This window comes from [Mycoplasma] gypis (assembly GCF_016924775.1).
GTDB classification, from domain to species: domain Bacteria; phylum Bacillota_I; class Bacilli_A; order Mycoplasmatales; family Metamycoplasmataceae; genus Metamycoplasma; species Metamycoplasma gypis.
The window spans coordinates 347,809-373,938 of sequence record NZ_JAFFTD010000001.1; the positions used below are offsets into that span (position 1 = coordinate 347,809).

Consider the following 26,130-nt stretch of genomic DNA (forward strand, 5'->3'; position numbering starts at 1 on the left):
GCGACAATGCTAGTTTTTAGTTATTGATAGTTTTTTAAAATTTTTTGAAGTTTTTTATCATTTTCTTCTTTAATCATTTTTTGACGTTTATCGTGAACTTTTAAGTGTTTTGCTAGTGCAATTTCAACTTTAATGTAATTATCTTTTCAATAAATTTGAGTAGGGATAAGTTGTAATGATAAACGTTCTTTTTTAGACATGATTTTATAAATTTCATTTTTATGTAAAAGCAGTTTACGTGAACGACTATAGTCGCCAGTAACATTCATGTATTGTGAAATATATAAATTATTTAAGATAATTTCATCATTTTTGATTGAACAAAATGAGTTATTTAAGTTAGCATTTTTAGCGCGTAATGATTTTACTTCTCAACCTAGAAGTGAAATACCACACTCATATTTTTCAAGAATTTCATACTCATAACGGGGGAATTTATTAGTAATGATTAATTTCATTATTTCGCCATTCAATCTTCTGGCAATAAAGCATTAATTTGTCCCTTTTGAGTATCAACTGAAGCAATAACAATTTCATATTCATTATCTGATTTAAATGAAAGGGTTGTTCCTTTAGCTTCAAGACTTGAAATTTGACTAACAATTTCACGACTAATATCTTCAAATCTTAAAAGAATTGAAGTTTTGTATTGTGACAATTCAAAAAAGATTCCAAATTTTTCACAACTGATCATTCGTACTTTAAATTTTTTACCAACAAATTGTTCAAAAAATTCAGCTTTTTTTAGATCAACGACGTCACGTTCAATTGTCATAGCAATTGTTTCGGATTCTGAATTAAGTGCTGAAATTTCGTTAATTTTTGCTTCAAGAGCAGCATTTTGTTCGTCAGTTAATTTTTGGTTTGTAAAAACAAAATTGCGGATTAAACGGTGTAAAAGTAAGTCGGGATAACGACGAATTGGACTGGTAAAGTGTGAATAACAATCACTTGCTAGTCCGAAGTGACCGATATTAACTTCAGAGTATTTAGCTTTTTGTAGTGAGCGTAAAAGGTGTGATTTAACAAAATCATCAAAGTGATTTTGAGCTTTAATTTTATCAATTACATTGGCAAAATCACGAGAAGTCGGTTCTTGTTTTAAATTAGCATTAATGTTTAAGAAGTTTAGAACCTGTTGAAGGTTAAAGATTTTTTCAGCATCGGGTTTGTCGTGAATACGGTAAATTGAAGGGATTTTCTTATCACGCATCATGGTAGCAATTGTTTCGTTGGCACGCACCATAAAATCTTCAATCATCATTTCTGATTGTCCAGATTTTTTAATGACGATATCAACAACTTTATCGCCTTCCATGATTACTTTAGATTCTTCAATTTCAAAATCAACATAACCTTCAGCATTTTTATTAGCTCTTATTAGTTGTGAAATTTCGTTAGCGATGTCTAAAAATTGTTCGGTTTCAGTGTCAAATGAGTGTTTTGATTGATAATATTCATTTACTTTTGAGTAAGTTAGACGGTAATTACTTTTAATAATTGATGGATAAACTTCATAAGAAATATTATGTCCTTGGGAATCTAAAAATAATTCGAGTGTCATAGCGCAACGTTCTTCATTTGGATTTAGTGAACAGATTCCATTTGAAAGTTCAAAAGGAAGCATTGGAATAACACGATCAGGAAGATAAATTGATGTCCCACGTTGTAAAGCTTCTTTATCAATGTCGTCATTTTCTTTTACATAATAACTAACATCAGCGATGTGAACTCATAATTTATAAGTTCCATCTGGATTTTTTTGACAACTAATAGCATCATCGTAGTCTTTAGTGTCATCACCGTCAATTGTGGTAGTAAATAATGAACGTAAGTCCTTTCGACCTTCGAAATCTTGAGGTTGAACACTTTGGGGAAGAGCTTTTGAAGAAATTAAAGTTTCTGCAGCAAATTCAATGTCGATGTTGTTTTGGGAAATGATTTTTTGTTCAATAACACGAGGATTATCAATTTTTCCTAAGTATTTTTCAAATTCAACATCAACTTTTGAACCATTAGCTTTTGGACTTAAAACTTTTGCTACAACTAATTCATCAGTTTTGTATTCAAAATCATTAGCAAGAGCACGTAAAAAATATTTTGCGCGATCTTTTTCGTCAAAGCCTTCAAAAAAGTAATGAGCAACATTAATCCCTTTAACGAATTTTCCAACAATATTTTTTTTGGTGTGTTCACGAACGTAATTAATGAACGCGCGATAAAGGGTTTTATTATCCTGCTCGTAGCTATAAATATCAGCATGAACTATATCTTTATCAAGAACATTATTTAGTTGAAATGGTAATAATAAAGCACTTTGAGTTTCACTAAAATCAATAAAACCAAGACGTTTATTTGTTAAAGAGATTGAATAAAAACCGCTTTCGACAAGTTGTAGAGCAAAATATTTTCCTTCACGATTTTTTTCGATATGATGCATGTTTTCACAACTAAAAATCAGTTTAGAAAGTTCTGTATTATATTCACGAGCAACTTTTAAAGCTTTAGCAATTTCAATAAATTCCAGTGGTTGTGGAGCTTTTTTTAAAACATCAACAATATCTTTTGCTTTTAAATTAAATGATGGAATTTTTTTCATTAGTGTAACACCACTCTAAGAACAATCGCAATAATTAACAGAGCAAATCCACTAATCATCATTGAGTATTTTAAAAATTTTTTAAAACCTCTTTCTTTTGAGACTTTGAACAAGTCTAAATCACCACTACCGACTAATGCCCCACTAAATCCATTTGAATCAGGAGACATTAAGAATGAAATAACGATAATGATAACACTAATAATTGAAATAACAACTAATAACGCTGTAACCATTTAGGCCTCCTATTTATTCAAACTTAAATAATATTCATCTAATTGTTCTTTAGTAACATCAGATGGTGAATTAGATAATAAATCTAATCCTTTTGCATTTTTTGGAAATGCAATCACATCACGAATTGATTGTGAGTTAGTTAGAATCATTAAAATTCTTTCTAAACCAAAAGCCATTCCACAGTGTGGTGGTAATCCATATTTAAAGGCTTTTAAGAAGAAGCCGAATTTTGATTCATATTCTTTTTTAGTCATTTTTAGTTCTTCAAACATTCTTGCTTGGAATTGTGGGTCATGAATTCTGACTGAACCTGAACCTAATTCAAAACCATTTAAAACAAGGTCATAAGAACGAGCTCTTACTTTATCTAATTCATTGGTTTCAAAGTATTTTAGGGTATTTAAATCAATCATTGTAAAAGCATGGTGGGCTGGTTCATAAGCATTTGTTTCTTCATTTAATTCAAACATTGGTCAGTTAACAATTCATAAGAAATTAAATTGTTTTGGATCAGCTAAGTTAAATAATTCATTTAATGTTGTTCTTGTTGCTCCCAATGCCTTGATAACATCTTTATATCTTCCGGCTGAAACTAATAAAAAGCTGTCAGTAATTTTAAATTCTTTGATAATTGCATTAATTAATGATTCATCAATTTGAGTCCCGAATGCAGAAGTTTTAATAATTTGGCTTGATTTAACTTCTACTAGTGCAAAGTCTTTTGCATTATTTTTTTGGGCAATTTCTTTTAAATATTTTTCATATTCAAAGAAATCTTGATTGAAATTAATAAATTTTACTGATTCAAATGTACTTGAAAGGTGACTTGCTTCGGTTAATAAGAATTCAAAACGAGTATCTGGTTTGTCGTTTCCATATTTATCCATTGATTCAAAAAAGTCCATACGTTTGAATGGGGTTTGTAATTCTAAACCAAGTTGTTTAAATAAGTATGAGTAGTATCTTTCAACAAGTAAGAATAAATCTTCTTCAGTAGCAAATGACATTTCAAAGTCGATTTGAGTAAATTCAGGTTGACGGTCTTTTCTTAAATCTTCATCACGGAAAACACGAGCGATTTGGAAATATTTTTCAAACCCTGCTCCCATTAAAAGTTGTTTGTATAGCTGTGGTGATTGTGGCAAGGCAAAGAATTTTCCTTTACGACGTGTTGGAACTAAAAAGTCTCTTGCTCCTTCGGGAGTTGATTTACATAAAACAGGTGTTTCAATTTCTAAAAAACCTTCTGAGTCAAAGAATTTACGAGTTTCAAGACTAACTTTATGTCTTAGTGCAAGATTTTCTTGCATTTTTTGACGTCTTAAATCTAGGAAACGATATTCTAAACGCAGGTCTTCATTAGCTTGAGTTGCCGCTTCATTAGTATTTACTTCAAATGGAATTTGACTTGCTGAGTTTAAAATTTCATAACTTGAAACTTGAATTTCAATTTCACCTGTTGCAAGCACTAAATTAGCTTCTAATCTTTTTGTAACAGTTCCTGTTACTTTTAAAACTGATTCTTTAGTTAATAAAGGATCTGAAACGTTATTAAAAACTAATTGGATTAACCCACTTCGATCACGGAAGTCTACAAAAAGTTGTTTTTTGAATTTTCTTTTATTAGCGATTCATCCATATAATGTTACTTCTTTATTAAGAAAGGAAGTATTTATGTCTGTATTATTTAATGTTTTCATTATTCCCCACTTTTAATCATTTGATTAATTTTATTTAATAATTGGTCGTAGTCAGTGTAAGTGTAATTTTGTTCACTAATAACTTTTTGGCCATCTTCTAAAATTTTAATTTTTATTTCGTTTGGTTGTTGATTCAATTCTTTAAAAATTAAAACTTTAGTTTGTAATTTTTGTGCTTTTTTAAACATTTTTTTAATGTTTAAAGTTTCATAAAATATTTCGACTGGCATTGTTGAAATGGCACGAAGATTTCAAGCTAGCGTTTGCATTTCAGCCTTTTCTTCATCATTTAAATAACAAATTAAGATTGATGGTTTAGATTTTAAGGCTTGAGTTTCTAAATCAAAAAGTTTAATTTCGACAAGACGCTCGGCTCCAAAAGCAAAACCGATTGAATCTACTTCTGAACCACCTAGTTGTTTAATCATTCCATCGTAACGCCCCCCAGCAAGAATTGTTGATTTGCTTCCTAGAGCTTGTGATGTGCTAACAAATTCAAAAACAACATCATTGTAATAATCTAATCCCCGCACTAAATTTTTATTAACTTGATAAGGAATGTTGTACTCTTGTAAGTATTTTAATAAACTATTAAATTCTTTAATTTCATCTTCAGAAAGAAAATCTCAAAGCTTTGGACAATTTTTAATAAAGTCAAGATCATTTTGATCTTTATCATCCAGAATTCTTAAAACATTTTGCTCTAAACGCTGTTTATTAATATCAGAAAGTTGACTAGCGTATGATGAAAGATATTCTTTTAAATGTTGAGTATATTTTTTACGACTTTCATTTGAACCAAGTGAATTAATCTCTAAGACAAAGTCATGAATATCAATTGATTTTAAAAAGTCACTAGCCAATTTAATAATTTCAAAGTTTGTTTCAGGACTACGTGGTGCTAGAAATTCAACCCCACCTTGACGAAATTCACGATAACGACCTTTTTGTGGACGCTCATAACGGTACATATTTCCGTAATAAAAGACTTTTAAATAGTCGGTGGGTTGTTGAATTAATTTGTTTTCAACAATAGCACGTATCGCGCTTGCAGTACCTTCTGGACGTAATGAAATCATTTTATCGCCACGGGTTTGGAATGAATACATTTCTTTCTTTACAATATCACTAAATTCACCCGATGAACGGCTAAATAATTCACTATATTCAATGATTGGTGTTTCTAAATATTTAAATCCATAAGAATTACACAAAAAACGAAAAGAATCAGTAATTTGTTGATAAATTACTGCTTCTTTACCATATATGTCTTTTGTACCTTTAACTTTTTGATACATAAAAACCTCTTATTTATCAAAATCATTAATTGAAACAAATTCTTGTTCTTCCACTTTTGAAGTTGATCAATAATGATTTTTGATTCTTTTTTCTTTATTTTGATATTTTTTAATTAATAAAACATTTCATAATATTTGCATTATTTTAATGTCAAGGAAGAAGTTAACACCTAAAATAATAATTAAACCAATAAATAAATTGATATTTATTTGTGTTTTTAGACTAACTACCAATAAGGCAATTAAGAAAATAATTAATGCAAATGATTGTGACCGAACTTTTTCTTTAAATACTTGTTTTGTAACTAAACTTAATTCGTGTTCGTGAAGAATAAAGTTTTTTAAAGCGGTGTCATGATGAGTTAATTCTTTAATACGCATTGCATCATTTAGATGTCCTTGAGTTGCAAACACTAATGTTACGAAGAAGATATATAAAATATTTTCGTCCATTTGTTGTTGGAATAAAACCATAAAAATTGTTACAAATGTAAGTGAAAGAATAACTTTTACAAAAAGAAGTAATGTGCTAATAATTCCACTACGAATTAAGGTGTAGAATGCTACAAGAATTAAAGCAACGAATATTGCAATAAATGAATAACCAAATAATTTTGCAAAACCAGCTTTTTGTCAAATGAACTCTTTAACATTATCAAAACCAAAACTTTGTATATCCAGAGTTTGAGAAGAAGAAATCTTAACTAAATATTGATATTGATTAATGTCTTGAGCATGAATAGAAATTAAGACATCAGGATATTTTAAAGCAAGATTATTTGCTACTTCTTGAGCTTTAGCTAATGAAAAATCATTTGCAATAAAGTAATTAAATGAGTTTTGTAAATCAGAAGAAATGTTTAATGATTTATTGAAATTTAAACCATTTTTAAATAACACAGCAATAAAAGCAATAATGATTAAAGTTATGATTGTTCAAAAAATAGTAACTTTGGCTTTTGGATTTAAATTAAATCATTTAATTTGTGGTTGTTTTGTAATTGAAAGCATTCAAGGTTTTATTGCAAATTGTTCAATTGAACCCAAATTATAAATGATTAAATCATTTATTCCGACAGCAAATATTGCAGCAACAACACTTGCTAAAAATATCAATGAAGCAAGAGTTGGAACACTTAATACTGATGCATATAATCCGATGATGGCAATTACTACAAAACTAAATAAAATATCTAATGATGAAAAGATTGATGATTTTTGGGCCTTAACCATAGCTTTAGCTGGATTCATTTTGTTAATAATTTCATTTTTAAATTTTGAAAGTGAATTATTAATAATAACAAAAGTTGAAAATAGAATCATTAATAAGCTAAACATCATTAATGGACTAATGATTGAACCTAGATTAATAGCAATGCTAAAAGTAATAATTAAAACTGAAATTAAACTAATAAATGCGATTGCTCCGATAATACGATAATTAATGATTAGATATAATCCAATAATTAAGAACAATACCGCAAAAACAATAGCAAAAATTGTTAAATTATTTTTATTTCCAAAAACATAATAACTACCAGCAAGTTCAAGTTTAAATGGTGAATAAGCAAAGTTAACTTTTGAACTTAATTCTTTATTTGAATAGTAATTAAAATCATTAAATAAATAAATTTTTCTTTCACCAAATTTAGCATTTTGGTATCAAGATGGTGAAGCAACAGTAACTAAATATTTAGAAGCATTAAGTCCATATTTTTTTAGGACAGGTTGTGCATATTTACCAGTTGGATTTGTTTGTGAAGGTTTTTCAATTAAAGTTGGGGTTCTTGAATTACCAACATAAGCAAAATTAACAGGGTTTTGATTAGCTGCATTCCATTCTTCAGAATATTGAGTTTTTGCAGTATTAACAAAATCTTGAATATTTAATCAGAAGTAGATTTGTTGGTTTTTATAATCTTCTTTTAAATCATTTCATTCTTTGTTACCTAATTCGCTTAACTTTAAAGTCACGCGATTTGAAGCTTGACCGGTATTTCAATTGGCTGGTGTATTTTCTAAAGGTAAAGCATAATCTGCTTCATTACCATTTAGAAGTTTTTCAAGTGTAGCATTTTCATTTGAACCGGCAAGAAAATAATGATTTTTGTAAAATAATGGTCTACCATTACCATCAGTAATTACAAGATAAGATTTTTTGACTAAATCATTAATAATTTCATTAGTTTTAGTTTCATTTGTATCACTGATGTTTAAAGCGATTGCATCATTTCCAAAACTTAAATTTACATCACTAAATACTTTACCATTTTGTAAATAGTTTTGAGTAGTTTTGTATGCTTGCGAATTTGATAGAGGTTGTTTTTCATCAAGGTTAGAATCAACTTCTTTTTTGATATTTAAAACAACTTTAGCTGAGTTAGAAAATTGTGATGATGTCTTTTTACCATCAAGGTTTAAACCTAAAAATACACTAATAACAACACTAATAACTAATAAAAGTGTTGAAAATATGGAAATTAATCATCTTTTTTTGTTTTGATTTTTTTTATTTTCTTCTGTATTCATATTCTAGAATTATAAACCAAAAGCCGTGTTTTTAAAACATTTAAACCAATGCTAAAAAAGTAAAATTATCCTCATTTTCATGAAGATAATTTCATTTAAATATATTGCCGAATATAATCAATACCTTTTTGAGTAATGACACGACCGCGGATTGTTTTAGCAATAAATTTATTCATAATTAAGTGCGATTCAACGTCGTTAATAATTGTTTGTTTGTTTTCATTTAGGATACTTGAAATCGCATCAAGGGAAGCTGGTTTGTTATCAAAAATTTTTAAAAGTATTTTTAAATACTCAATTTGTAAGTCACTTAAACCAAGATTGAAAATACCAATAAATTTAAAGGTATTTTTAACAACATTAATATCAATAGTTGTTTTATTTTCATAGATTGCAAAATCATTACTACGCTTAAGCAAATTATTGGCGATTCGCGGAGTAAGACGAGAGTTTCGGGCTATGGTTTTAATTGATTCATCATCAATATTTATATCGTATTTATGAGCATTGTTCCGAATAATTTGTTCGATTTCATTAAGGGAATAATTCTTAAGTCTAGCAATGAAACCGAATCGGTCTTTGAGTGGTTGAGAAAGGGATTCAAACTTTGTGGTAGCAGCAATAAGGGAAAAGGTTTTTAGTTGCAATCTCATAATTTTTTTATCACCATCAACTCCTAAAACAATGTCTATTTTGCCTTCTTCCATTGCGGAATATAACAACTCATAAAGATTTTTGTTAACACTATGAATTTCATCAATGAATATAATATCATTTTCATTTATCGATGAAAAAAGTGTTATTAAATCAGAGCGCTTTTCAAGCAATGGTCCTTGAACGTAGATAATATTACGGTTTGTTTCTGTTGCAATAATGTTGGCAAGTGTTGTTTTTCCAAGTCCTGGGGGTCCATAAAATAGTAAGTGGTCTATTGGGCGTTTTTCTGAATTGGCAGCATTAATCATAACCTTAAGAGTTTGTTTAATTAAATCTTGACCAATGAATTCAGAAAAGTTATTAACTCTAAACGTTAGCATCTAGGTTTTTTTTAGTGGAAATAATTTTAATCGCTTCTTCAACAGCTTTTTCTAAGTCTTGTTCTGGATTCACCGTTTCTAAAGCTTGTTTAATTTGAGCTTGTTTAAAACCTAATACTTTTAAGCTTTTTTCAATATTTTTCAAGTTTTCTGAAATTGAAATAGTATTGGTTAAACTTTCTTGGGTTGTTTCTCCATCATTTATCATCTTTCTTAAAAATTTTTCGTATTTAGATTGATATTCAAAAATTAATTGTCTTGCTGATCTTGTACTTAAATAAGGAATTCCAGTTAACCTTTCAATTTCACCGCCAGCAATATAGCGTAAAATATTTTCTCATCCTTCATTTAAAATAGCTAAGGCGGTTTTAGGCCCAATGCCTTGAATGGACAATAAATCTTCAAAAATAACTAATTCTTTAAAACTGTCAAAACCGTATGTTGTTTTGAAATGTTCTGTTTCGTATTCATGAATAAATACTTTCATGTTTTCATTTAATTTAAACCTTTCAACAAGGGGAACATATATCAACTCACCTTCCTTGTTGTTTTCTAAAATAATGTAGTTTTTGTTTACATGGACTATTTTTCCATATTTATAAATAAGCATTCTTTTTTTCACCTCCGACCTAAATTTAAACAAAAATAAAATTCTCTTTTTTGCTTTTGAAACAAAAATGAGAATTTTCGAAACTTTTTTGGGAAAAATAAAAAAAAATAGTCCGAAGACTATTAAGGTCAATTTCTTGAAATGGTACGCCCTAGAGGATTCGAACCTCTGACCCAATGGTTAAAAGCCATTTGCTCTACCTGCTGAGCTAAGGGCGCACATGGTGCCCAAGACTGGACTTGAACCAGCACGGTGTTGCCACCGAGGGATTTTAAGTCCCTTGCGTCTACCAATTTCGCCACCTGGGCATTTGTTAAATGCTTAAATATTATACATTAAAAAATAATTTTTCAAATTATTTTTTTTAATTTTTTTATCTTTTTCTTTATTGTGAAAAAGACTATTTTATTATACACAAAAAATTTATTCTTTTCAATCTTTTTTTATAAAAAAACTTGCAAATAAATTAGTACTTTTTTTAATTAGTTTTAATAATTTCTTCTTTTTTATATTTACATCTTTTCTGAAAAAATATATATTAGAAAATAAAAAGTCGCATTAGCGACTTGGTCAATTTCTTGAAATGGTGCCCGCGACTGGACTTGAACCAGCATGACTTGCGCCGGTTGATTTTGAGTCAACTGTGTCTACCATTTCACCACGCGGGCATAACAAAATTATTATAACTAAAAAGCAAGGTTTTTGATACAAAAAGTTTATAATTTACGTATGAATTTAGATAAAGTGTTTGAAATACAAAAAAAGTTAGATGCTAAATTCGCGGAAAATATTGATCCAAACGAAAGCAACTTGCAAACCAAAAAAATTATTGCTTTAATTGTGGAAATTTCAGAATTTGCAAATGAAGTGCAAGAATTTAAATACTGAAAAATGAACAAAAATATCGATAAAGCAAAAGTTTTAGAAGAATATGCTGATGGAATTCACTTCCTTTCTTCTTTAAGTATTGGTTTCGGTTTATGTGGTGAAGAATTTAATCCTAAAGTTGTTGCTAATACTTTTAGCAAGCAACTAGCAGTTGTTTTTGAAAAAGCAGGACAATTATTTTCTAGTGATTCAAAAGCATTGCTAAAAGAAGTTTTTGAACTATATTTAGGACTTGCAAAAATTCTTGATATCAATGAAGAAGTTATTATTGAAAGTTTCTTTCGTAAAAATGAAATAAATTTCCAAAGAATTAAAAACAATTACTAACCAACTGTTATATGTTGGTTTTTATTTTTTTCTTTAAAAGAGATAATAAAAAAGAACCTTGCGGTTCCTTCTGGTCAATTTCTTGAAATGGTGCGAACGAATGGACTTGAACCATCGACCTCACGATTATCAGTCGTGTGCTCTAACCAGCTGAGCTACGCTCGCATTACTAAGAAAGTATAACATACTTTCTTAAAAATATTAACGTTTTGAGAATTGTCTTGCACGACGCGCTTTACGTAAACCGAATTTTTTACGTTCTTTAACTCTAGCGTCACGTGTTAACATTCCTGCTTCTTTTAGTGCTGAACGGTATTCTGAATTAACTTCTAATAAAGCTCTTGCAATACCTAGTCTGATTGCTCCTGCTTGCCCACTTAATCCACCACCATTAACATTGGCAACAACATCAAATTTATTAACTGTGTCAGTTAAACCAAAAGGTTGTAGAGCATCTTTTAATAAAATGTCGCTATTTAAGTATTCTTTTGATTCTTTTGAGTTGATTAGGAATTTTCCTGTTCCTGGTAATAAGTAAACTCTTGCTACTGAACTTTTACGACGTCCTAATCCGTAGTATCTAACATCTGCCATAATTATTTAACCTCTAACATTTGTGGTTGTTGTGCTTCGTGTGGGTGATCGCTTCCTGCATAAACATATAGGTTGTTGAATTGTTTTCTACCTAATTTTGTGTGTGGTAACATACCTTTAACAGCTTTTTCAACTAATGCAGCAGGTTTTTTAGCTCTTAAGTTTTTAGCGTTAATTTCTTTTAGTCCTCCAGGATATCCTGAATAACTGTAGTACATTTTATCTTCTTCTTTTTTAGCAGTTAATAAAACTTTTTCAGCATTAATAATAATAACATTATCTCCCATGTCAACGTTTGGAGTAAATGTTGGTTTGTTTTTACCTCTTAGTATCGATGCAACTTGTGCGCTTAGACGTCCTAAAACTTGGTCTTTTGCATCAATAATGTATCATTTTTTATCAACTTCAAGGTGTTTAACGATTGTTGTTTGACGCATGTGCTTTCCTTTTCATAGATTGTATTTAATAAATTAATTAAATAATGCTTAAACATTATAACAGAAAAAAAGAAAATGTCTATAAAATTTCTTGAATTCTTGCAATAACATATAAACATGCTGTTTCAGCTCTTAAAATTGTTTTTGTAAGCTTAATAATATTAAAATTATTTTTTTGCGCTAAGGAAACTTCATTATCGCTAAAGCCACCTTCGGGACCAATCACAAATAAACTATCACTCGGATATAATAATTCATTTGTTGCGCTAGATTTTTCGTGAGCTAGATATTTATTTTTAAATTCTAGTGTTAATATTTTATCAAAATTTTCGCAATTGTGAAGTATTGGTTGTTTATTTCTGAAAGATTGTTGGCTCGCTTCGAAAATTATTTTTTCAAAACGATCAATTTTCCGATTATATTCTTCCATTTTCAGCTCTGAATATTGACTTACAAAAGGATAAAAATCAGTAACACCCATTTCAGTAGCTTTTTGTAAGACTAATTCAAAATTTTTTCATGTAATTAAGGGAACCGCTAAAGCGACACGATTTTTAAATTCATGATTTAAATCTAATTTATTAATAATAAATGCTTTTTTATCTTCATAGCGGCATTCGTAGAATTCTTCTTCAAAAACACAAATAAAGTTTTTATTAAATTGACGTGCAACTTTAAGGTGATGAATAGTTTGTTCTGAAAGTTCAAAATAATTTTCGTTTATTTTTTTATCAACAATAAAACGCATCATAATTATTTTTTATTAACATCCTTACTTCATTTTTCATAAGTATTATCTTTATTATTTTCAAGAATTTCAATAAGTTTTTTTCTTTCGCTTTCGCTCATTGTCGGAATAAAAGTTTTTACTTTAACAATCATTTTTCCATATTTATCTTGATTTAAGAATTTTATTCCTGCATCTTTAATAATAAAGGTGTCGTTATCTTGAGTTGTTTTTGGTATTTTTAATTCTTTTGGACCATATGGAGTTGGTACCATAATTGTTTCGCCGGCAATAATTGATTTAATTGATAAAGGAAGTTCTAAAATCAAGTCATTTTCAATACGACGATAGTATTTATGGCTTTGAACAGTGATATAAATTCGTAAATTTCCACTTTTTCCGCCATTTTTAGATGGAATTCCATAACCTTCAAGAACTAAAATTTGTCCACTTTGGATACCTGCTGGAATTTCAATTTCTTTCTTTTCAGTATTTTTGAGTGAACCATTACCTTTACATACTGAGCAGTGTTTTTGAATTTTTTTACCAGTTCCGGAACAATCAGGACAAGCTGTAACACTTTGGAAAAGACCGAATAGTGAAGAATGGGTTTTTCCTGAACCATCACAAGTTGAACAAGTTTTGAAATCCTCTTCTTTTTCAGCTCCTTTTCCTTTACATTGTTTACAAATTTCAATTTTATTAACTTTAATTTCAGTTTTTAAACCGAATAAAGCATCCATAAATGAAATTCTTAATTCTTGTTCTAAATCTGCACCTTGATTTTGACTTTCTTGTCTTGAACCGAAACCAAAGAAATCACCAAAACCATTAAATTCATCGAAACCTTTTGAAAAACCGCCAAAAAATTGTTTAAAAATATCAGCAGCATTACCGAAACCAGCACCACCCATTTGATCAAAAGCTTGGTGACCAAATTTATCATACTGTGCTCTTTTGTCAGGATCGCTTAAAATTTCATATGCTTCAGTTACTTCTTTGAATTTTTCTTCAGCATCAGCTTCTTTGTTACGGTCGGGATGATATTTCATCGCTAACTTACGATATGCTGATTTAATTTCTTTTTCGGTTGCGTTCTTGTTTATCTCAAGAACTTCATAATAATCACGTTTTTTATTTGTACTCATATTATCAATTTTAGCACAAAAAATAAAAGAGTGCTAATTTTGAAAAGTTTTTTGAAAAAGCCACGCTTTTAACGTGACTTTTTATCTATTATCTTTGTTGTAATATCTGAAACGGTTTTAATACTTAATAATTCTTCATCTGTAAAGAAAATATTGTATTCTTTTTCTAATTTTGTGACTGCTTGAATTAAATCAAGTGAGTCAATTCCAAGATTTTGGATTAATGATGTTGCATGAACTTTATTTTTTGTCATTTTCGATAATTCAGCAACAACTTTTGTTTCGATTTCTGTTTGCATAAGTGAAATTATACTTCATAAGTAATTTTAAAAGAATAATTTTTTAAAACTTTTGTACCTTCAAATTTTCATATAAATTTTATTTCCAATTGTTGTTTTGTCGGTTGAAAATACCCAACGTCTATGTCACCATAATTAACTGACAAGCGTTTAATTATATCTTGTATGATGTAAGCAATCATGTCATTATTAATAACAGGAACGTTATTTTCGACACGAATTAATGAATAATAATCACTAATTTGCACACTAGGGAAAATATTTTCTGACGTGATTAAATCTGAACTTTTTTCCGGTGTTTTTGGTTTTTTGGGAGATATTTGTGTTTTAGAATCATCAATTTTTTTAACGGTTTTGACTTTGTTTCAAGGTAAAAATGCGTATAACCCCGTTGCAACAATTGCAGCAATAACAATAGTCACAATAAAAGCTGCAATATTTCTTTTATTTTTAATTAATTTCGTCTTCAGGGTCACTTCTTAAATACTTTTTACTAAGCTCTACAAGTGTATCAAGAGTAAGTTCTTCTTTGTAAATTAAATAAAAATCTGCGTTTTTTATTTTTAATCAATTCATAGCATTATTACTTTCGATATCTTCTTCAATTTTAAGATTTATATATCCATAATCTTCATTTAAAAGTGGTTTTGAAAAATTTTGACGGTATGACAAAATAATATTTGTATGTAAAAAATTATCAAGATTTATTATTGTTGAAATTAATATGTCACCTCTGAAATTATATGGAATAACATAACCTTGTTTGCTATTGGAATTTATTCCCAATTTTGTTTTTTCACTATAATAATCATAAAAAGTGTCGCTTAAAATCACTATTTCGCCAATAACAGGTTCATTATTGATTTTTTGATTGCTAAAAATAGGGTTAAAACCAACCTCAACTTTTTCATTTTCTAAGTTGGGTAATAAAATAGTTTTAATATTTAAATTATTTATTTCTCCAGGTGTTATTTTTTTAATAAATTGCTGATCGGAAATTACTTGTCCAGTTAAAAAAAATATCGTTTTATTATGCTGTATTTGACTAAGTTTTGTAGGGATGAAGCCAATTCGTGCATATTGAATTTTGATCTCTTCGTGATAATTTTCATTAAAACTATCTGAATTTGTTATTTCATAATTAGAAGGATTTAAATGCAATGAAATTTTTTTAGGAATTTCAAAGTACATTCCTTCTTCTGGCACAATAAAATCTTTTTTAAGCTCTTCTTGTAAAAAATCAACATCAACTTTTCATAAAAGCTCGGTTTTTAGATTATTTTTTGAATACAAGTTGAACGAAATTGTGTTTAAAACCGTTATTTTATAGTTATTGATTGTTTTTTTAGCATCAATTTTTTGTCCTGAATAAAATTTAATTTTATTTAATACACTTCTCGATTCATAAACAGGCAAGGGATCGCCATTTATAATGATAACGAGTAAAAAATTTCTGGCGAAGGAATTATAATAATTAACCTCAAAATATAATTTTCCATCCGTCATGTTTTGAACAATGTCAAAATTTATTAGATCATGTTTTGATAATAAATCAGATTTTTTTGATGAAGAAATTTTTATATTTTTATTTTCCTTATACACTCTTGAATGTAAATAATTTTTTGCTTCTTGCGATAAGGGAATATTAATCATTACAGAAAAATTTAATAAATCTGTCAACAACGATTTTTACACGTCTGTAATATGTGCTTTTTGAACAATATTTCAAGAACCATTCTTTTTCATTATCGATATCCCAAAAATCATATAAGAATATATATTGTTCAACATCGTTTAAAGTTCTAAAAAAATGATCAAATATCATCAGATTTTTCTTATCTCTGTTGCTAGCGTTTTTCATTATTTCGCTGTGATGGTTCATCTTATATTTTGCACATTTTTCTCTGACAAATTGCTTTTTGTCTTTTAAAGTGTTTCCTGATGTTTTCTCCATAGGAAAATTCCTTTCTTTTTTCATATTTGAAAATATTTTTTTAATAAATACAATATTTTTCATCAAAAAAGAGTACTATTTAAAGAAATTTCACAACAAAGATTTAAAATTTTTATTATTTTTTTTAGTTGTGGATTTTTTGTCCACAAACATAAAATATTATCTTTTTATAATAAGTCAATGAAAAAATTAAATTTTTTTTAAAAATTCGCATTTTTTATACCTTTAGGTTAATTTTTTTTGCAAAAATAGAAAAAAACATCCTTGATAGGATGTTGTCATTTCGATCAGCTTGATATGGTGGCTCCGGCAGGAATCGAACCAGCGACACACGGAGCTTCAGTCCGTTGCTCTACCAACTGAGCTACAGAGCCACAATGGCGGTCCAGACGGGAATTGAACCCGCGATCTTCTCCGTGACAGGGAGACGTATTAAACCACTTTACCACTGGACCATATTTGGTTGCGGAGATAGGACTTGAACCTATGACCTTTGGGTTATGAGCCCAACGAGCTGCCGACTGCTCCACTCCGCTATGTAAGGCATCCGCTTGAAGCTATTAACTTACTTGCGAATAAATGGCGGGCAATGAGGGATTTGAACCCCCGCGGGCCGTGAAGCCCCTGGCAGTTTTCAAGACTGCTCCCTTCAGCCTCTTGGGTAATTGCCCATTGGTGGACCCAGCAGGACTCGAACCTGCGACCGACCGGTTATGAGCCGGTTGCTCTAACCAACTGAGCTATAGGTCCAAATCCTTTGTTGGGATGTTCCGTTTGGTGGCTCCGAAGAGAGTCGAACTCTTGACCTTCCGGGTATGAACCGGACGCTCTAACCAACTGAGCTACAGAGCCATAATGGTGGAGAGGAAGGGAGTCGAACCCTCTACCTCCTGCGTGCAAGGCAGGCGCTCTAGCCAGGTGAGCTACCCCCCCATACAAATGGTGAAGAAGACAGGATTCGAACCTGCGACCGCTTGAGCCCAAGTCAAGTGCTCTACCAAGCTGAGCTACTTCTCCATACCATTGCTTTTTAAATTGCTTTAATATTATAACATCATTTTAGAAAATTACAAATATTTTTTTAAATATTTTTTATTAATAATTTTCATCATTATCTCATGTAAACTCGTATCCTTCTATACGAACTGTGTCACCAGGTTTTACACCTAAGCGGAATAATTCTTCTCAAACACCAAGATTTTTAAGTTTACTATTAAATCTTAACAGATTATCATGAGAATTCAACGGTATACGTTGATAAATTTCTTCAATTTTTTTACCTTTAACTTCAAAGTGATCTAGATTTAGTCTTACTACTTCAAAATCATCTTCAGGAAGAGTAATGGTTACTTCTTTTTCAACTTTTTCAGAAAGAATTAAATCTTTTGATTCTTTAATTGCTTTTCAAAGTTTTTCTTTAATTAATGGAATAGTTTTTTCATCTTCCAAGAATGAATGTTCAATAATTGTTAAGTTTGGATATTTTTGTTTGAATTTTTCAAGGTTATCATTAAAATCATCTAAATCACTTTTATTAGCAACAATAACCTGGAATCTTTTTTCAAGATTTATATTGTATTTTGAAATTTCATTATTAATTTCTTCAAAATCTTTGATTGCATCTTTGTTATCGCTACCAAAGTCAATAACATGACATAAAACTTTACAACGTTCAATGTGTTTTAGGAATTGATGTCCTAAACCTTTTCCGTCACTTGCTCCTTCAATTAATCCTGGTAAATCAGTAATTACAAAGCTATTTTCGTGGAATTTTACTAATCCAAGCTGTGGTTTTAAAGTAGTAAATTCATATTCAGCGATTTTAGGTTTTGCATTTGATAGCGAAGCAAGTAATGTACTTTTTCCGGCACTAGGTTTTCCAACTAAACCAACATCAGCTAAAACTTTAAGATTTAAATTCAATTCTAAAATTTTAGTTTGTTCACCATTTTCTGACATTCTTGGAGCGGTATTAGAACTGGTTTTAAATTTAACATTACCACGTCCACCACGTCCACCTTTTGCAATCAGATAAGGTTTTTCTTCAATGATATCAACAACTAATTCATTTTTATTGAATACTACGGTTCCTAAAGGAACTTTTACATATGTATCTTTTCCGTTACGACCGTAGGCATTTTTTCTTTTTCCATTTTCGCCATCTTCGGCGCTAATTTTATTACGATAGTGAAAATTTAAGAGAGTATTTGTTCCGCTGTCACCAACAAAATAAATATCTCCACCTTTTCCACCGTCACCACCATCAGGTCCACCACGGTCCACGTGAGCTTCACGACGGAAAGAAATTAAACCATTTCCGCCGTTACCAGCTTTAATTCAAATTTTTGCTTCGTCTATAAATTTCATACTTAATATATTATCACAATTTTAAATATTCAATAATTAACGATCAAGCAGTAACTGAATTTCTTGATCATAAATTGGACCTTGATCAGTTCATGGGGTTTCTAAGATGATGCAAATATCATCAAAATCTGGATCAAAAACAAATTTTTGTAGAGTTTTTAAACCAATAAATCCCTTATCAATGTTAGCGTGGCGATCTTTATGAGAATTTAAATCATTTAATGAATCATTTAGATGGATAACTTTGATGTATTTTAATAAATCAAAGTCTTTTAGTTCTTGTTTAAAGTTTTCATATTCTTTAATGTTGTAGCCAGCGTCTCAAATATGACAAGTATCAAGGCACATTTGAATACGCAAATCGTTTAAAGCATCTAAAACATATTTCATATCTTGAAAATTAGTAAAAACTTCAGTACCTTTTCCTGACATTGTTTCTAGACAAATAACAACATCTTTAGTCATTTGTAAAATCATTTTTAAAGATTTAATCAATTGTTCAAGAGATTCTTCTTTAGTAAATTTAGTGTATGCACCTGGATGTAAAACTAAATATTTTGCACCTATATAGTTCATTCGTTCAATTTCTTCAACTAAAAAATTAATTGCAAATGTTGCTTTTTCAGGATTTGAAGGATTAACAATATAAGGGGCATGAACAATAATATCTTCAGGTTTGATGATATCTTGAAAATCTTGTTGATATTCTTTTAATTTAAATAATTCTTTTTTAACTCTTTTTGAGGTTTGTGGAGCACCTAAATAAATCATCATTGTGTTAGCTTTGTTAGCGATGGATTCTTTACATGCATCAACTAAATAATTAGGTGACTTAAAAGAAATGTGGCTTCCTAATTTAATCATTTTTAACTCCTTTTTTATTATTAAAATGTCTTTGCATATCAGTTAAGAAAGCTCCAGCAACAATCCCTGAAGGAATTGCAATGATTGCAATCCCCATTAAGGCGATAGCAATAACAATAGCTTTTGTTTCAGGTGCATGAGGAACAATATCACCATATCCAATTGTAGTAAGAGTAATTGTCATAAAGTAAAATGCATCAAAAAAGCTTTTTACATATCCTTTTGAAAGTGCTAAATAATCTGCATTTTTTTCATAATCAGCAATGTCTGGATGTTCTTTAATTCAATTATGTTGAATTTCAGTTAAATAGTTAGTTTCATTGTTTCAAATAACTAGTGAAAAAATTAAAATTAAGATAATAATCATTAAAAATACAGCAATCAATACTTGTTTTTGCTTTTTAAAAACTTCAATAATAATCCCAAAGGGAGCAAAAATTGATAATATAAAGAAAAAACGTACGAATCTTGCAACGTTTAAAGATTTAAAAAATTTAAAACCGTTTAAACTTTGCTCAGTTGCTCCAAAATAACGTATAACATGAACAGAACCGAAAATACAAATTAAAATGATAAGTCCTAAAAATGAAGTAGGGAAACCAAAAACGTTTTTAAAACGACTGTTTTTATGATTATTTTCACGATATTTAAAAGTAATATAGTGTAAAACATAATCAATGATAAAAACGAAAAAAGTAAATATTTGCGAAATTTCTTCAATAGTTTCGTATGTTTTTGCGAAACTGCTCGAAGGATTAATTAATGAAAATGCCGAAATTAAACAAGCAAAAGAAATAATAGTAGCATAGCAAAATTGTAAAATTCTAAGTCTTTTTCTTTCTTTTGAAAATTTAGAAGGAACTTGACGTACACTTCAAACAATAAAACTTAATTTTTCTAATGAATTATTTGGTTTATATTCAATTTCTTGTTTTCAATATCTCTTAATTTTTTTAATCATTATTTTATTATACTTGAGATTTGCATTTTACAAAAAAACCCCAAGGTTTAATCAATATTTCAGATTAAATCTTCGGGTCAAACGATGTATAAATTATTTTTATCTAAATATTTTTCACAAATTTTTTGCATTGAATAAATGAAACCTTTTTCAAGGGAATGACTAACATTAATGACGCTAACTTTTTCTTCACTATAAGCAACTAGATCACTTCATTTTGCATCGCTAGTGATAAAAAAGTCAGTTTCATTTTTAAGTTTAATTAATTCCCCAAAATATCCAGAACCTGGAAAAATTATTGCATTTGAAACTTGTTTTTGTGTATCAATAATATTAGTTTGGAGATTTTTAATTCCATTCATTCTTAGTAAATTAAAGATATTGCCAATTGCTTGTTTTTTAAAATCACACTTCAAAGCAAACTCGGATAATTGTTGATCTTCATTTGTGGGTTTAAAACCTAACATTTGTGCAATTCCTTTAGCACTAAAGAAATTACTTTTATCAAAAGCAGTATGAAAACTAAAAGTATTGATTTTATATTTTTTTAGTTGTTCATAAAGTTTTTGCTTATATGGAGTTAATTCAAAATCTTTATCTTTACCATAAAAAATAAATGGATGGTGGCTAATAATTAAATTAACATTTTTTGTTATTGCTTCATCCACCACTTTTTGTGTGATATCTAAGCAAACCAAAACATTTTTAAGTTTTTTTAAACCCCTTAGCGGGATTGAAAACCCAACTGGATCTCATGGTTCTGCTTTTGATAAATCAATATCACTTTGCAAATTTTTAATAAATTCTTTAATTAACATTTTATTCACTTTCAGTGTTATAAAAATCCTTTAATTTTTTGCGTTTTTGTGGATGTTTTAATTTTCTTAAAATTTTTGATTCGATTTGACGAACTCTTTCTTTTGAAATTCCCCGTTCAGCAGCAATTTCTTCAAGAGTATGAACTTTATATGGTTCACCGTTTTCATCTTTTCCAACACCATAACGTTTTCGAATTAAAATTTTATCATTTTCGTCTAGATGGTTTTCAATCATGTCATGAATAATTTCCGCTAATTCTTCTTTAGCTGAGTAGTCAACAGGACTAATTACGCTTTCATCCTTAACAAAATCACTAAAACTTGAGTTTTCTTCCTTACCGATTGATTTATCTAAAGAAATTGGATCGATATTAATTTTTCTGATATATCTAACTTTTTCAGCATCCATATCAGGTCCGTAACGTTTTGCAATTTCTTCATCAGTTGGTGTATTTCCACTCTCTTGTTGTAATTCACGTTCAATTTTGATAATTTTATTAATTGTTTCAACCATGTGCACTGGAACACGGATTGTTCTGGCTTGATCGGCAACTGCACGAGTAATCGCTTGTCTAATTCATCATGTTGCGTAAGTTGAAAATTTAAAACCTTTTGTGTGGTCATATTTATCAACTGCTTTTAAGATTCCGGCATTACCTTCACTTATTAAATCAATGAAAGAAAGTCCACGATTTTTATATTTTTTTGCATTATTAATAACTAAACGAAGGTTACGGTTAACTAATTGATCACGAGCTTTTTTTCACATTCTCTTATTACCAATTTCTTTACCTTTTACCATTTGTTCTGCTAATTTCTTTTCTTCTAAAGGAGTTAAAAGTTGACCGTATTTTCCGATTCAACGCATGTATCACTTAACAATATCATTTGTTTCTGAAAGGTTATTCGATAAGGCATCATCGTCATATTCTGAACCTTCATCATAAATATCATCTTCGTAATCTTTTAATAAATCTTCAATATTTTCTTCATCTTCTTCAAAATGGGTTGAGTTATCTGAGTTTGAGTATTTTGCTACATCTTCATCATATTCTTCTTCATCTTCATCAGTGATTATTTCATCGCTGTCAACTTTTTTAGTACTATCGTCATGAAATTCATCAAGATCTAATTCTTCTGAAACATCTTCATCTTCATCAAGATCTAAAAATTCATCTTCATCATCTAGTTCTAGATTATCTTTTGATTTTTTTGATGATTTTTTAGCTTTTTTTGTTTCCAATTGAAGTTCTTCGATATCTTCTTGACTAATTTCTTCGTTTAATTCTTCTTGGTCTTCATCTTGAAGAAGTCCAAGATTTCCTAATTTTTCAAAAACTTCTAAAGCTTCATCTTCTTCTAAATATAATTTATGTTTTTCTAAAAAGTTATAAACATCACCACTATTTAAAAGTGCTTTTTTGTTGCTTTTTTGTTTTTGAGCTAACTCAGTTTTTAAACCTTCAATTAGGTCATTAATACTTTTTTGTTCTTCTTTTTTTAAAGTCATATAACTCCTTTTAATTTTTTTGAATCAATTTAAGAATCTCTTCAAGTTGCTCAACTGTATTGATTTCACTGATATTATCAGTTCCTATCATGATTGCGGCATCTAAAGCATCTAATTTATTTAAAAGATTTTTCTTTTCTTCTTCATCAGTTTTTAGATCTTTTAAAATAATATCTCTTAAATTTAGACTCCCATCAACGATATTATTTTCAATCACATAGTCAGTCAATATCTTAATAATTCTAGAATAATCACTTTGTGAAAATTTATTAGTAAATGTGTATTCTAAAAATTTATTTTTTGATTTTAGGCGGTTTTTCAAGGATTGAATTAAGTAAGGTTGTTTTAAACAAGCTTTAATCACCATACCTTCATAGGCTTTTTTACCTAAAATAATTTTGTCAAATGATAAATTGTATTTATTTTCTTTATCGCGTTTAACAAATTGACGATTGTTATTAAAATTAAGGTAATGTTCATTCGAAACATTTATTGCATTGTTAAATGTTTGCTCTTTTTCAATCTTTTCAAGCGCTTCAGTTGAAACCTTCTTTTCGACAGAAATCTTTTCTTTTAATAAACTAAAATCAGTATCCGAAAGAAATTGTTTGAAACTTTCAAAAGCAAATAGAGCTTGTTTTTTAGCTTCAAGTGATGCATTGGCATCAACATTTCCAAAACAATAATCATAAATAAAATCTAGATAAGAAATTTTATAATTAATTACTCTTTTTAAGGCATTACCATTTTCCTGACTGAAATATAATTCATCAGGATCTTTACCTGTATCATTTTTTATAATGTTAACATTCAATCCAAAACGTTTTTTTGAGCTTAAAATAACTTTTAAATTCTTAACAGTTGCTTCTTTTCCAGCTCTGTCGCCATCAAAAAATAAATTAATTGTACAACCACGTATCATTTCTAAATGATTTGTAGTTAATGATGTTCCCATGATTGCCAAAGCGTTAATAATTTTTATTCTATAAAGAGCAATAACGTCAAATTGTCCTTCAACTAGGTAAATTTCTTTATCAATTGCTAAATTATTTTTAACATTTTGCCAATTAAAAAATAATGAATTTTTTTTAAAAACTGCGTTTTCTGAAGTATTTAAATACTTGACGTTTTCATCAGAAACCAATGAACGTCCACTGAATCCTACACAATTTAGATCTTTATCATAAATCGGAAACATTAAACGATCATTGAAAAAATTAATATCTTGACTAACTGAAGACACAATGGAAGCTTTAGAAATGTTTTCACTTAAAAAATGCTTAGAGATTAAATAGTCATAAATTTTTTCATCTTTTGGTGCATAACCAATATTGAAGTGATTAACAATACCTAAATCTTCTTCACTGCTTTCGATTTTTCTTTTTGAGATAATTGCAAGTAAATTTGAATTATTTAAACGCTTATTTTTAAAATATTGATATTGAAAAAAATTAAGAATTTCTTTATTAATTTCATACAACTCAACTGCTTCTTGTGAAACTGATGAGTGATATTGATTATAAAAAGAAGTATCAATATTTGTTTTTTTAGCAAGTTTATTTAAAGCTTCAAAAGGGGTTATATTTTCTTTAAGCTCTAAAAATTTAATTGCATTACCTGATTTTTGACATCCAAAGCACTTAAAAATTTGTTTTTGTTCACTAACAGTAAAAGAAGCAGTTTTTTCACTGTGAAACGGACAAGAACCTACATAGTTTGCTCCAGATTTTTTTAAATTAACAAATTCTGAAATAACATCAACAATATTAATTTTTTCTAAAACTTTTTGTCATATATTATTTTCTTGTTGCATATTCTTTAAAGTAATTTTCTAAATCTTTAATTAAGACTCTGTCTTGTTGCATTGTGTCACGATTTCTAACAGTAACTTTTTGATCTTCGATTGAATCATAATCGTATGTTACTGAGAAATAAGTTCCAATTGCATCTTGGCGACGATATCTTTTTCCGATTGAACCAGATTGTTCTCATGTTGTTCTTAGACCAGATTTTTTTAATTGTTGATAAACTTCTTTAGTTTGTTCACTTAGTTTATTAACTAATGGCATAACACATACTTGATAAGGTGAAAGTTCAAAGCTTGTTCTTAAAACAACTCTATCTTCGTTTTCAACTTTATCAACATCATAAGCATCAACCAAAATTGCTAATAATAAACGATCTAAACCAATCGAAGGTTCAATAACAAAAGGAATTGTTTTTGAACCATCATCATTGATGTAATAAAGATTTTCACCAGATGTGTTGATGTGTTGTGTTAAATCATAATTTCCACGATTTGCAATCCCCATCAATTCACCTCATCCAAATGGAAACATAAATTCAATATCACTTGTTCCTTTTGAATAGTGACTTAATTCTTCTTTTTCATGTGGTCTAATTCTGATTGACTTTTCTTTGATTCCGACTGAAAGAACAAAATCTTTACATTTGTTGATGTAGTAATTATAGAATTTTTCATCATCTTCTTCATGACAGAAAAATTCAAGCTCCATTTGTTCAAATTCTCTTGTTCTAAAAATGAAATCACGTGGTGTTATTTCATTACGGAAGCTTTTTCCGATTTGACCTATTCCAAAAGGTAATTTTGGACGCATTGTTCTTAAAACATTTTTAAAGTTTACAAAGATACCTTGTGCTGTTTCTGGTCTTAAATAAATTGCACTTGAAGAATCTTCAATAACTCCAGCTTGAGTTTTAAACATCAGATTAAATGAACGAATATTATTTCATTCACATTTTTGATTATCATAAACTGTTACTTTTTCTTTGATAATTGTTTCCATTTCTTCACGAGACATTTTTTCAACGTCCATTTCTGGAAATAAATCTTTAATAATGTGATCAGCACGATAACGTTTTTGATTTAATTTATTTTCAATTAAGAAATCACTAAAATTGTCTAAATGACCACTCGCTTTTCAAACCATTGGATTCATTAAAATTTTTGAATCAATTTGGAAATTATTTTCTTCTTGTGTAATGAAGTAATTAATTCATTTGTTTTTAATCACTGACATCATTGTAGTTGCTAAAGGACCATAGTCTCATGTATTAACAAGTCCTCCATAGATTTCTGAGTTTTGAAAAACAAAACCGTTTGTTTTTAAATGATTAATTATTTCTTGAATATTTTTATTTTCGTTCACAAAAACCCCCAATTTGCATAATATGTCAATTATACCACTTAATAACATAGTTATTA

The 26,130-nt window shown here is 28.9% G+C and carries 24 protein-coding genes and 12 tRNA genes; 1 reads left to right on the plus strand and 35 read right to left on the minus strand.

Annotated elements, in window-relative coordinates; translation table 4 throughout:
• Positions 1 to 20 precede the first annotated feature (20 nt).
• The 11 genes from smpB to JV175_RS01580 form a co-directional block, all read right to left on the minus strand.
• Positions 21 to 458: an SsrA-binding protein SmpB gene (gene smpB, locus JV175_RS01530; RefSeq protein ID WP_205498625.1), complete on the minus strand. Its 438-nt coding sequence runs from the start codon at positions 456 to 458 to the stop codon at positions 21 to 23.
• Positions 458 to 2,599, minus strand: coding sequence for a ribonuclease R (gene rnr / locus JV175_RS01535; protein WP_205498627.1), 2,142 nt, complete (start codon positions 2,597 to 2,599; stop codon positions 458 to 460). Before rnr ends, smpB begins: the two co-directional genes overlap by 1 nt.
• Positions 2,599 to 2,835, minus strand: a complete 237-nt coding sequence (gene secG, locus JV175_RS01540; RefSeq protein ID WP_205498629.1) for a preprotein translocase subunit SecG — start codon at positions 2,833 to 2,835, stop codon at positions 2,599 to 2,601. The genes rnr and secG overlap by 1 nt, the downstream gene beginning before the upstream one ends.
• Positions 2,836 to 2,844: 9 nt before the next feature.
• Positions 2,845 to 4,536 (minus strand): aspartate--tRNA ligase, encoded by a 1,692-nt coding sequence (gene aspS / locus JV175_RS01545; RefSeq protein WP_205498631.1) that lies wholly within the window; start codon positions 4,534 to 4,536, stop codon positions 2,845 to 2,847.
• Entirely contained in the window at positions 4,536 to 5,834 is a 1,299-nt protein-coding gene (hisS, locus tag JV175_RS01550) for a histidine--tRNA ligase (RefSeq protein WP_205498633.1), read from the minus strand. The genes aspS and hisS overlap by 1 nt, the downstream gene beginning before the upstream one ends.
• A 9-nt stretch (positions 5,835 to 5,843) precedes the next feature.
• Positions 5,844 to 8,363: a protein translocase subunit SecDF gene (secDF, locus tag JV175_RS01555; protein WP_205498635.1), complete on the minus strand. Its 2,520-nt coding sequence runs from the start codon at positions 8,361 to 8,363 to the stop codon at positions 5,844 to 5,846.
• 95 nt (positions 8,364 to 8,458) lie between these two features.
• On the minus strand, positions 8,459 to 9,400 hold the full coding sequence (ruvB, locus tag JV175_RS01560) for a Holliday junction branch migration DNA helicase RuvB (RefSeq protein ID WP_205498637.1): 942 nt from the start codon (positions 9,398 to 9,400) through the stop codon (positions 8,459 to 8,461).
• Positions 9,387 to 10,010 (minus strand): Holliday junction branch migration protein RuvA, encoded by a 624-nt coding sequence (gene ruvA / locus JV175_RS01565; RefSeq protein ID WP_205498639.1) that lies wholly within the window; start codon positions 10,008 to 10,010, stop codon positions 9,387 to 9,389. Before ruvA ends, ruvB begins: the two co-directional genes overlap by 14 nt.
• A gap of 142 nt (positions 10,011 to 10,152) precedes the next feature.
• Positions 10,153 to 10,228 (minus strand) — tRNA-Lys (locus tag JV175_RS01570).
• A gap of 3 nt (positions 10,229 to 10,231) precedes the next feature.
• Positions 10,232 to 10,318: transfer RNA gene (locus JV175_RS01575), tRNA-Leu, on the minus strand.
• Positions 10,319 to 10,594: 276 nt separating this feature from the next.
• A tRNA-Leu gene (locus JV175_RS01580) sits at positions 10,595 to 10,678 on the minus strand.
• 61 nt (positions 10,679 to 10,739) lie between these two features.
• Between JV175_RS01580 and JV175_RS01585 the strand changes: the two genes are divergently transcribed.
• Entirely contained in the window at positions 10,740 to 11,225 is a 486-nt protein-coding gene (locus tag JV175_RS01585) for a dUTP diphosphatase (protein WP_205498641.1), read from the plus strand.
• Between the two features lie 88 nt (positions 11,226 to 11,313).
• Here the strand turns inward: JV175_RS01585 and JV175_RS01590 are convergent.
• From JV175_RS01590 to JV175_RS01705, 24 genes are all read right to left on the minus strand, one after another.
• Positions 11,314 to 11,390, minus strand: a tRNA-Ile gene (locus JV175_RS01590).
• A gap of 36 nt (positions 11,391 to 11,426) precedes the next feature.
• The gene (rpsI, locus tag JV175_RS01595; RefSeq protein WP_205498643.1) at positions 11,427 to 11,819 is read right to left on the minus strand and encodes a 30S ribosomal protein S9; all 393 of its coding nucleotides are present in this window, start codon (positions 11,817 to 11,819) and stop codon (positions 11,427 to 11,429) included.
• A gap of 2 nt (positions 11,820 to 11,821) precedes the next feature.
• Positions 11,822 to 12,256, minus strand: coding sequence for a 50S ribosomal protein L13 (gene rplM / locus JV175_RS01600; protein WP_205498645.1), 435 nt, complete (start codon positions 12,254 to 12,256; stop codon positions 11,822 to 11,824).
• A 79-nt stretch (positions 12,257 to 12,335) separates the two neighbouring features.
• Positions 12,336 to 13,007 (minus strand): 16S rRNA (uracil(1498)-N(3))-methyltransferase, encoded by a 672-nt coding sequence (locus JV175_RS01605; RefSeq protein WP_205498647.1) that lies wholly within the window; start codon positions 13,005 to 13,007, stop codon positions 12,336 to 12,338.
• Between the two features lie 2 nt (positions 13,008 to 13,009).
• A complete protein-coding gene (dnaJ, locus tag JV175_RS01610) occupies positions 13,010 to 14,131 on the minus strand; it encodes a molecular chaperone DnaJ (protein WP_205498649.1) in 1,122 nt (373 codons plus the stop codon).
• Between the two features lie 68 nt (positions 14,132 to 14,199).
• The gene (locus tag JV175_RS01615) at positions 14,200 to 14,430 is read right to left on the minus strand and encodes an acyl carrier protein (protein ID WP_205498651.1); all 231 of its coding nucleotides are present in this window, start codon (positions 14,428 to 14,430) and stop codon (positions 14,200 to 14,202) included.
• Positions 14,431 to 14,438: 8 nt separating this feature from the next.
• Complete coding sequence (locus tag JV175_RS01620) at positions 14,439 to 14,906, minus strand: MHO_1590 family protein (protein WP_205498653.1); 468 nt, start codon at positions 14,904 to 14,906, stop codon at positions 14,439 to 14,441.
• On the minus strand, positions 14,881 to 16,083 hold the full coding sequence (locus JV175_RS01625) for an MHO_1580 family protein (RefSeq protein ID WP_205498655.1): 1,203 nt from the start codon (positions 16,081 to 16,083) through the stop codon (positions 14,881 to 14,883). Before JV175_RS01625 ends, JV175_RS01620 begins: the two co-directional genes overlap by 26 nt.
• Positions 16,076 to 16,384 (minus strand): hypothetical protein, encoded by a 309-nt coding sequence (locus JV175_RS01630; RefSeq protein WP_205498656.1) that lies wholly within the window; start codon positions 16,382 to 16,384, stop codon positions 16,076 to 16,078. Before JV175_RS01630 ends, JV175_RS01625 begins: the two co-directional genes overlap by 8 nt.
• A 298-nt stretch (positions 16,385 to 16,682) precedes the next feature.
• Positions 16,683 to 16,758: transfer RNA gene (locus tag JV175_RS01635), tRNA-Phe, on the minus strand.
• 4 nt (positions 16,759 to 16,762) lie between these two features.
• Positions 16,763 to 16,839 (minus strand) — tRNA-Asp (locus JV175_RS01640).
• A 5-nt stretch (positions 16,840 to 16,844) separates the two neighbouring features.
• Positions 16,845 to 16,920, minus strand: a tRNA-Met gene (locus JV175_RS01645).
• Positions 16,921 to 16,964: 44 nt separating this feature from the next.
• Positions 16,965 to 17,055 (minus strand) — tRNA-Ser (locus tag JV175_RS01650).
• Between the two features lie 2 nt (positions 17,056 to 17,057).
• Positions 17,058 to 17,134: transfer RNA gene (locus JV175_RS01655), tRNA-Ile, on the minus strand.
• A 25-nt stretch (positions 17,135 to 17,159) separates the two neighbouring features.
• Positions 17,160 to 17,236, minus strand: a tRNA-Met gene (locus tag JV175_RS01660).
• Positions 17,237 to 17,240: 4 nt separating this feature from the next.
• Positions 17,241 to 17,317: transfer RNA gene (locus tag JV175_RS01665), tRNA-Ala, on the minus strand.
• Positions 17,318 to 17,324: 7 nt separating this feature from the next.
• Positions 17,325 to 17,401 (minus strand) — tRNA-Pro (locus tag JV175_RS01670).
• 78 nt (positions 17,402 to 17,479) lie between these two features.
• Positions 17,480 to 18,751, minus strand: coding sequence for a GTPase ObgE (obgE, locus tag JV175_RS01675; RefSeq protein WP_205498658.1), 1,272 nt, complete (start codon positions 18,749 to 18,751; stop codon positions 17,480 to 17,482).
• Between the two features lie 36 nt (positions 18,752 to 18,787).
• Positions 18,788 to 19,615 carry a deoxyribonuclease IV gene (locus JV175_RS01680; RefSeq protein ID WP_205498660.1) on the minus strand — a complete coding sequence of 276 codons (828 nt, stop codon included), beginning with the start codon at positions 19,613 to 19,615 and terminating at the stop codon, positions 18,788 to 18,790.
• Positions 19,608 to 20,576, minus strand: a complete 969-nt coding sequence (locus JV175_RS01685) for an ion transporter (RefSeq protein WP_205498662.1) — start codon at positions 20,574 to 20,576, stop codon at positions 19,608 to 19,610. Before JV175_RS01685 ends, JV175_RS01680 begins: the two co-directional genes overlap by 8 nt.
• 47 nt (positions 20,577 to 20,623) lie before the next feature.
• Positions 20,624 to 21,394, minus strand: coding sequence for a Nif3-like dinuclear metal center hexameric protein (locus tag JV175_RS01690; protein ID WP_308699419.1), 771 nt, complete (start codon positions 21,392 to 21,394; stop codon positions 20,624 to 20,626).
• A 1-nt stretch (position 21,395) separates the two neighbouring features.
• Positions 21,396 to 22,904 carry an RNA polymerase sigma factor gene (locus JV175_RS01695; protein WP_205498666.1) on the minus strand — a complete coding sequence of 503 codons (1,509 nt, stop codon included), beginning with the start codon at positions 22,902 to 22,904 and terminating at the stop codon, positions 21,396 to 21,398.
• A 10-nt stretch (positions 22,905 to 22,914) separates the two neighbouring features.
• A complete protein-coding gene (gene dnaG, locus JV175_RS01700; protein ID WP_205498668.1) occupies positions 22,915 to 24,717 on the minus strand; it encodes a DNA primase in 1,803 nt (600 codons plus the stop codon).
• Positions 24,701 to 26,056 carry a glycine--tRNA ligase gene (locus JV175_RS01705; protein WP_338867669.1) on the minus strand — a complete coding sequence of 452 codons (1,356 nt, stop codon included), beginning with the start codon at positions 26,054 to 26,056 and terminating at the stop codon, positions 24,701 to 24,703. Before JV175_RS01705 ends, dnaG begins: the two co-directional genes overlap by 17 nt.
• Positions 26,057 to 26,130 lie beyond the last annotated feature (74 nt).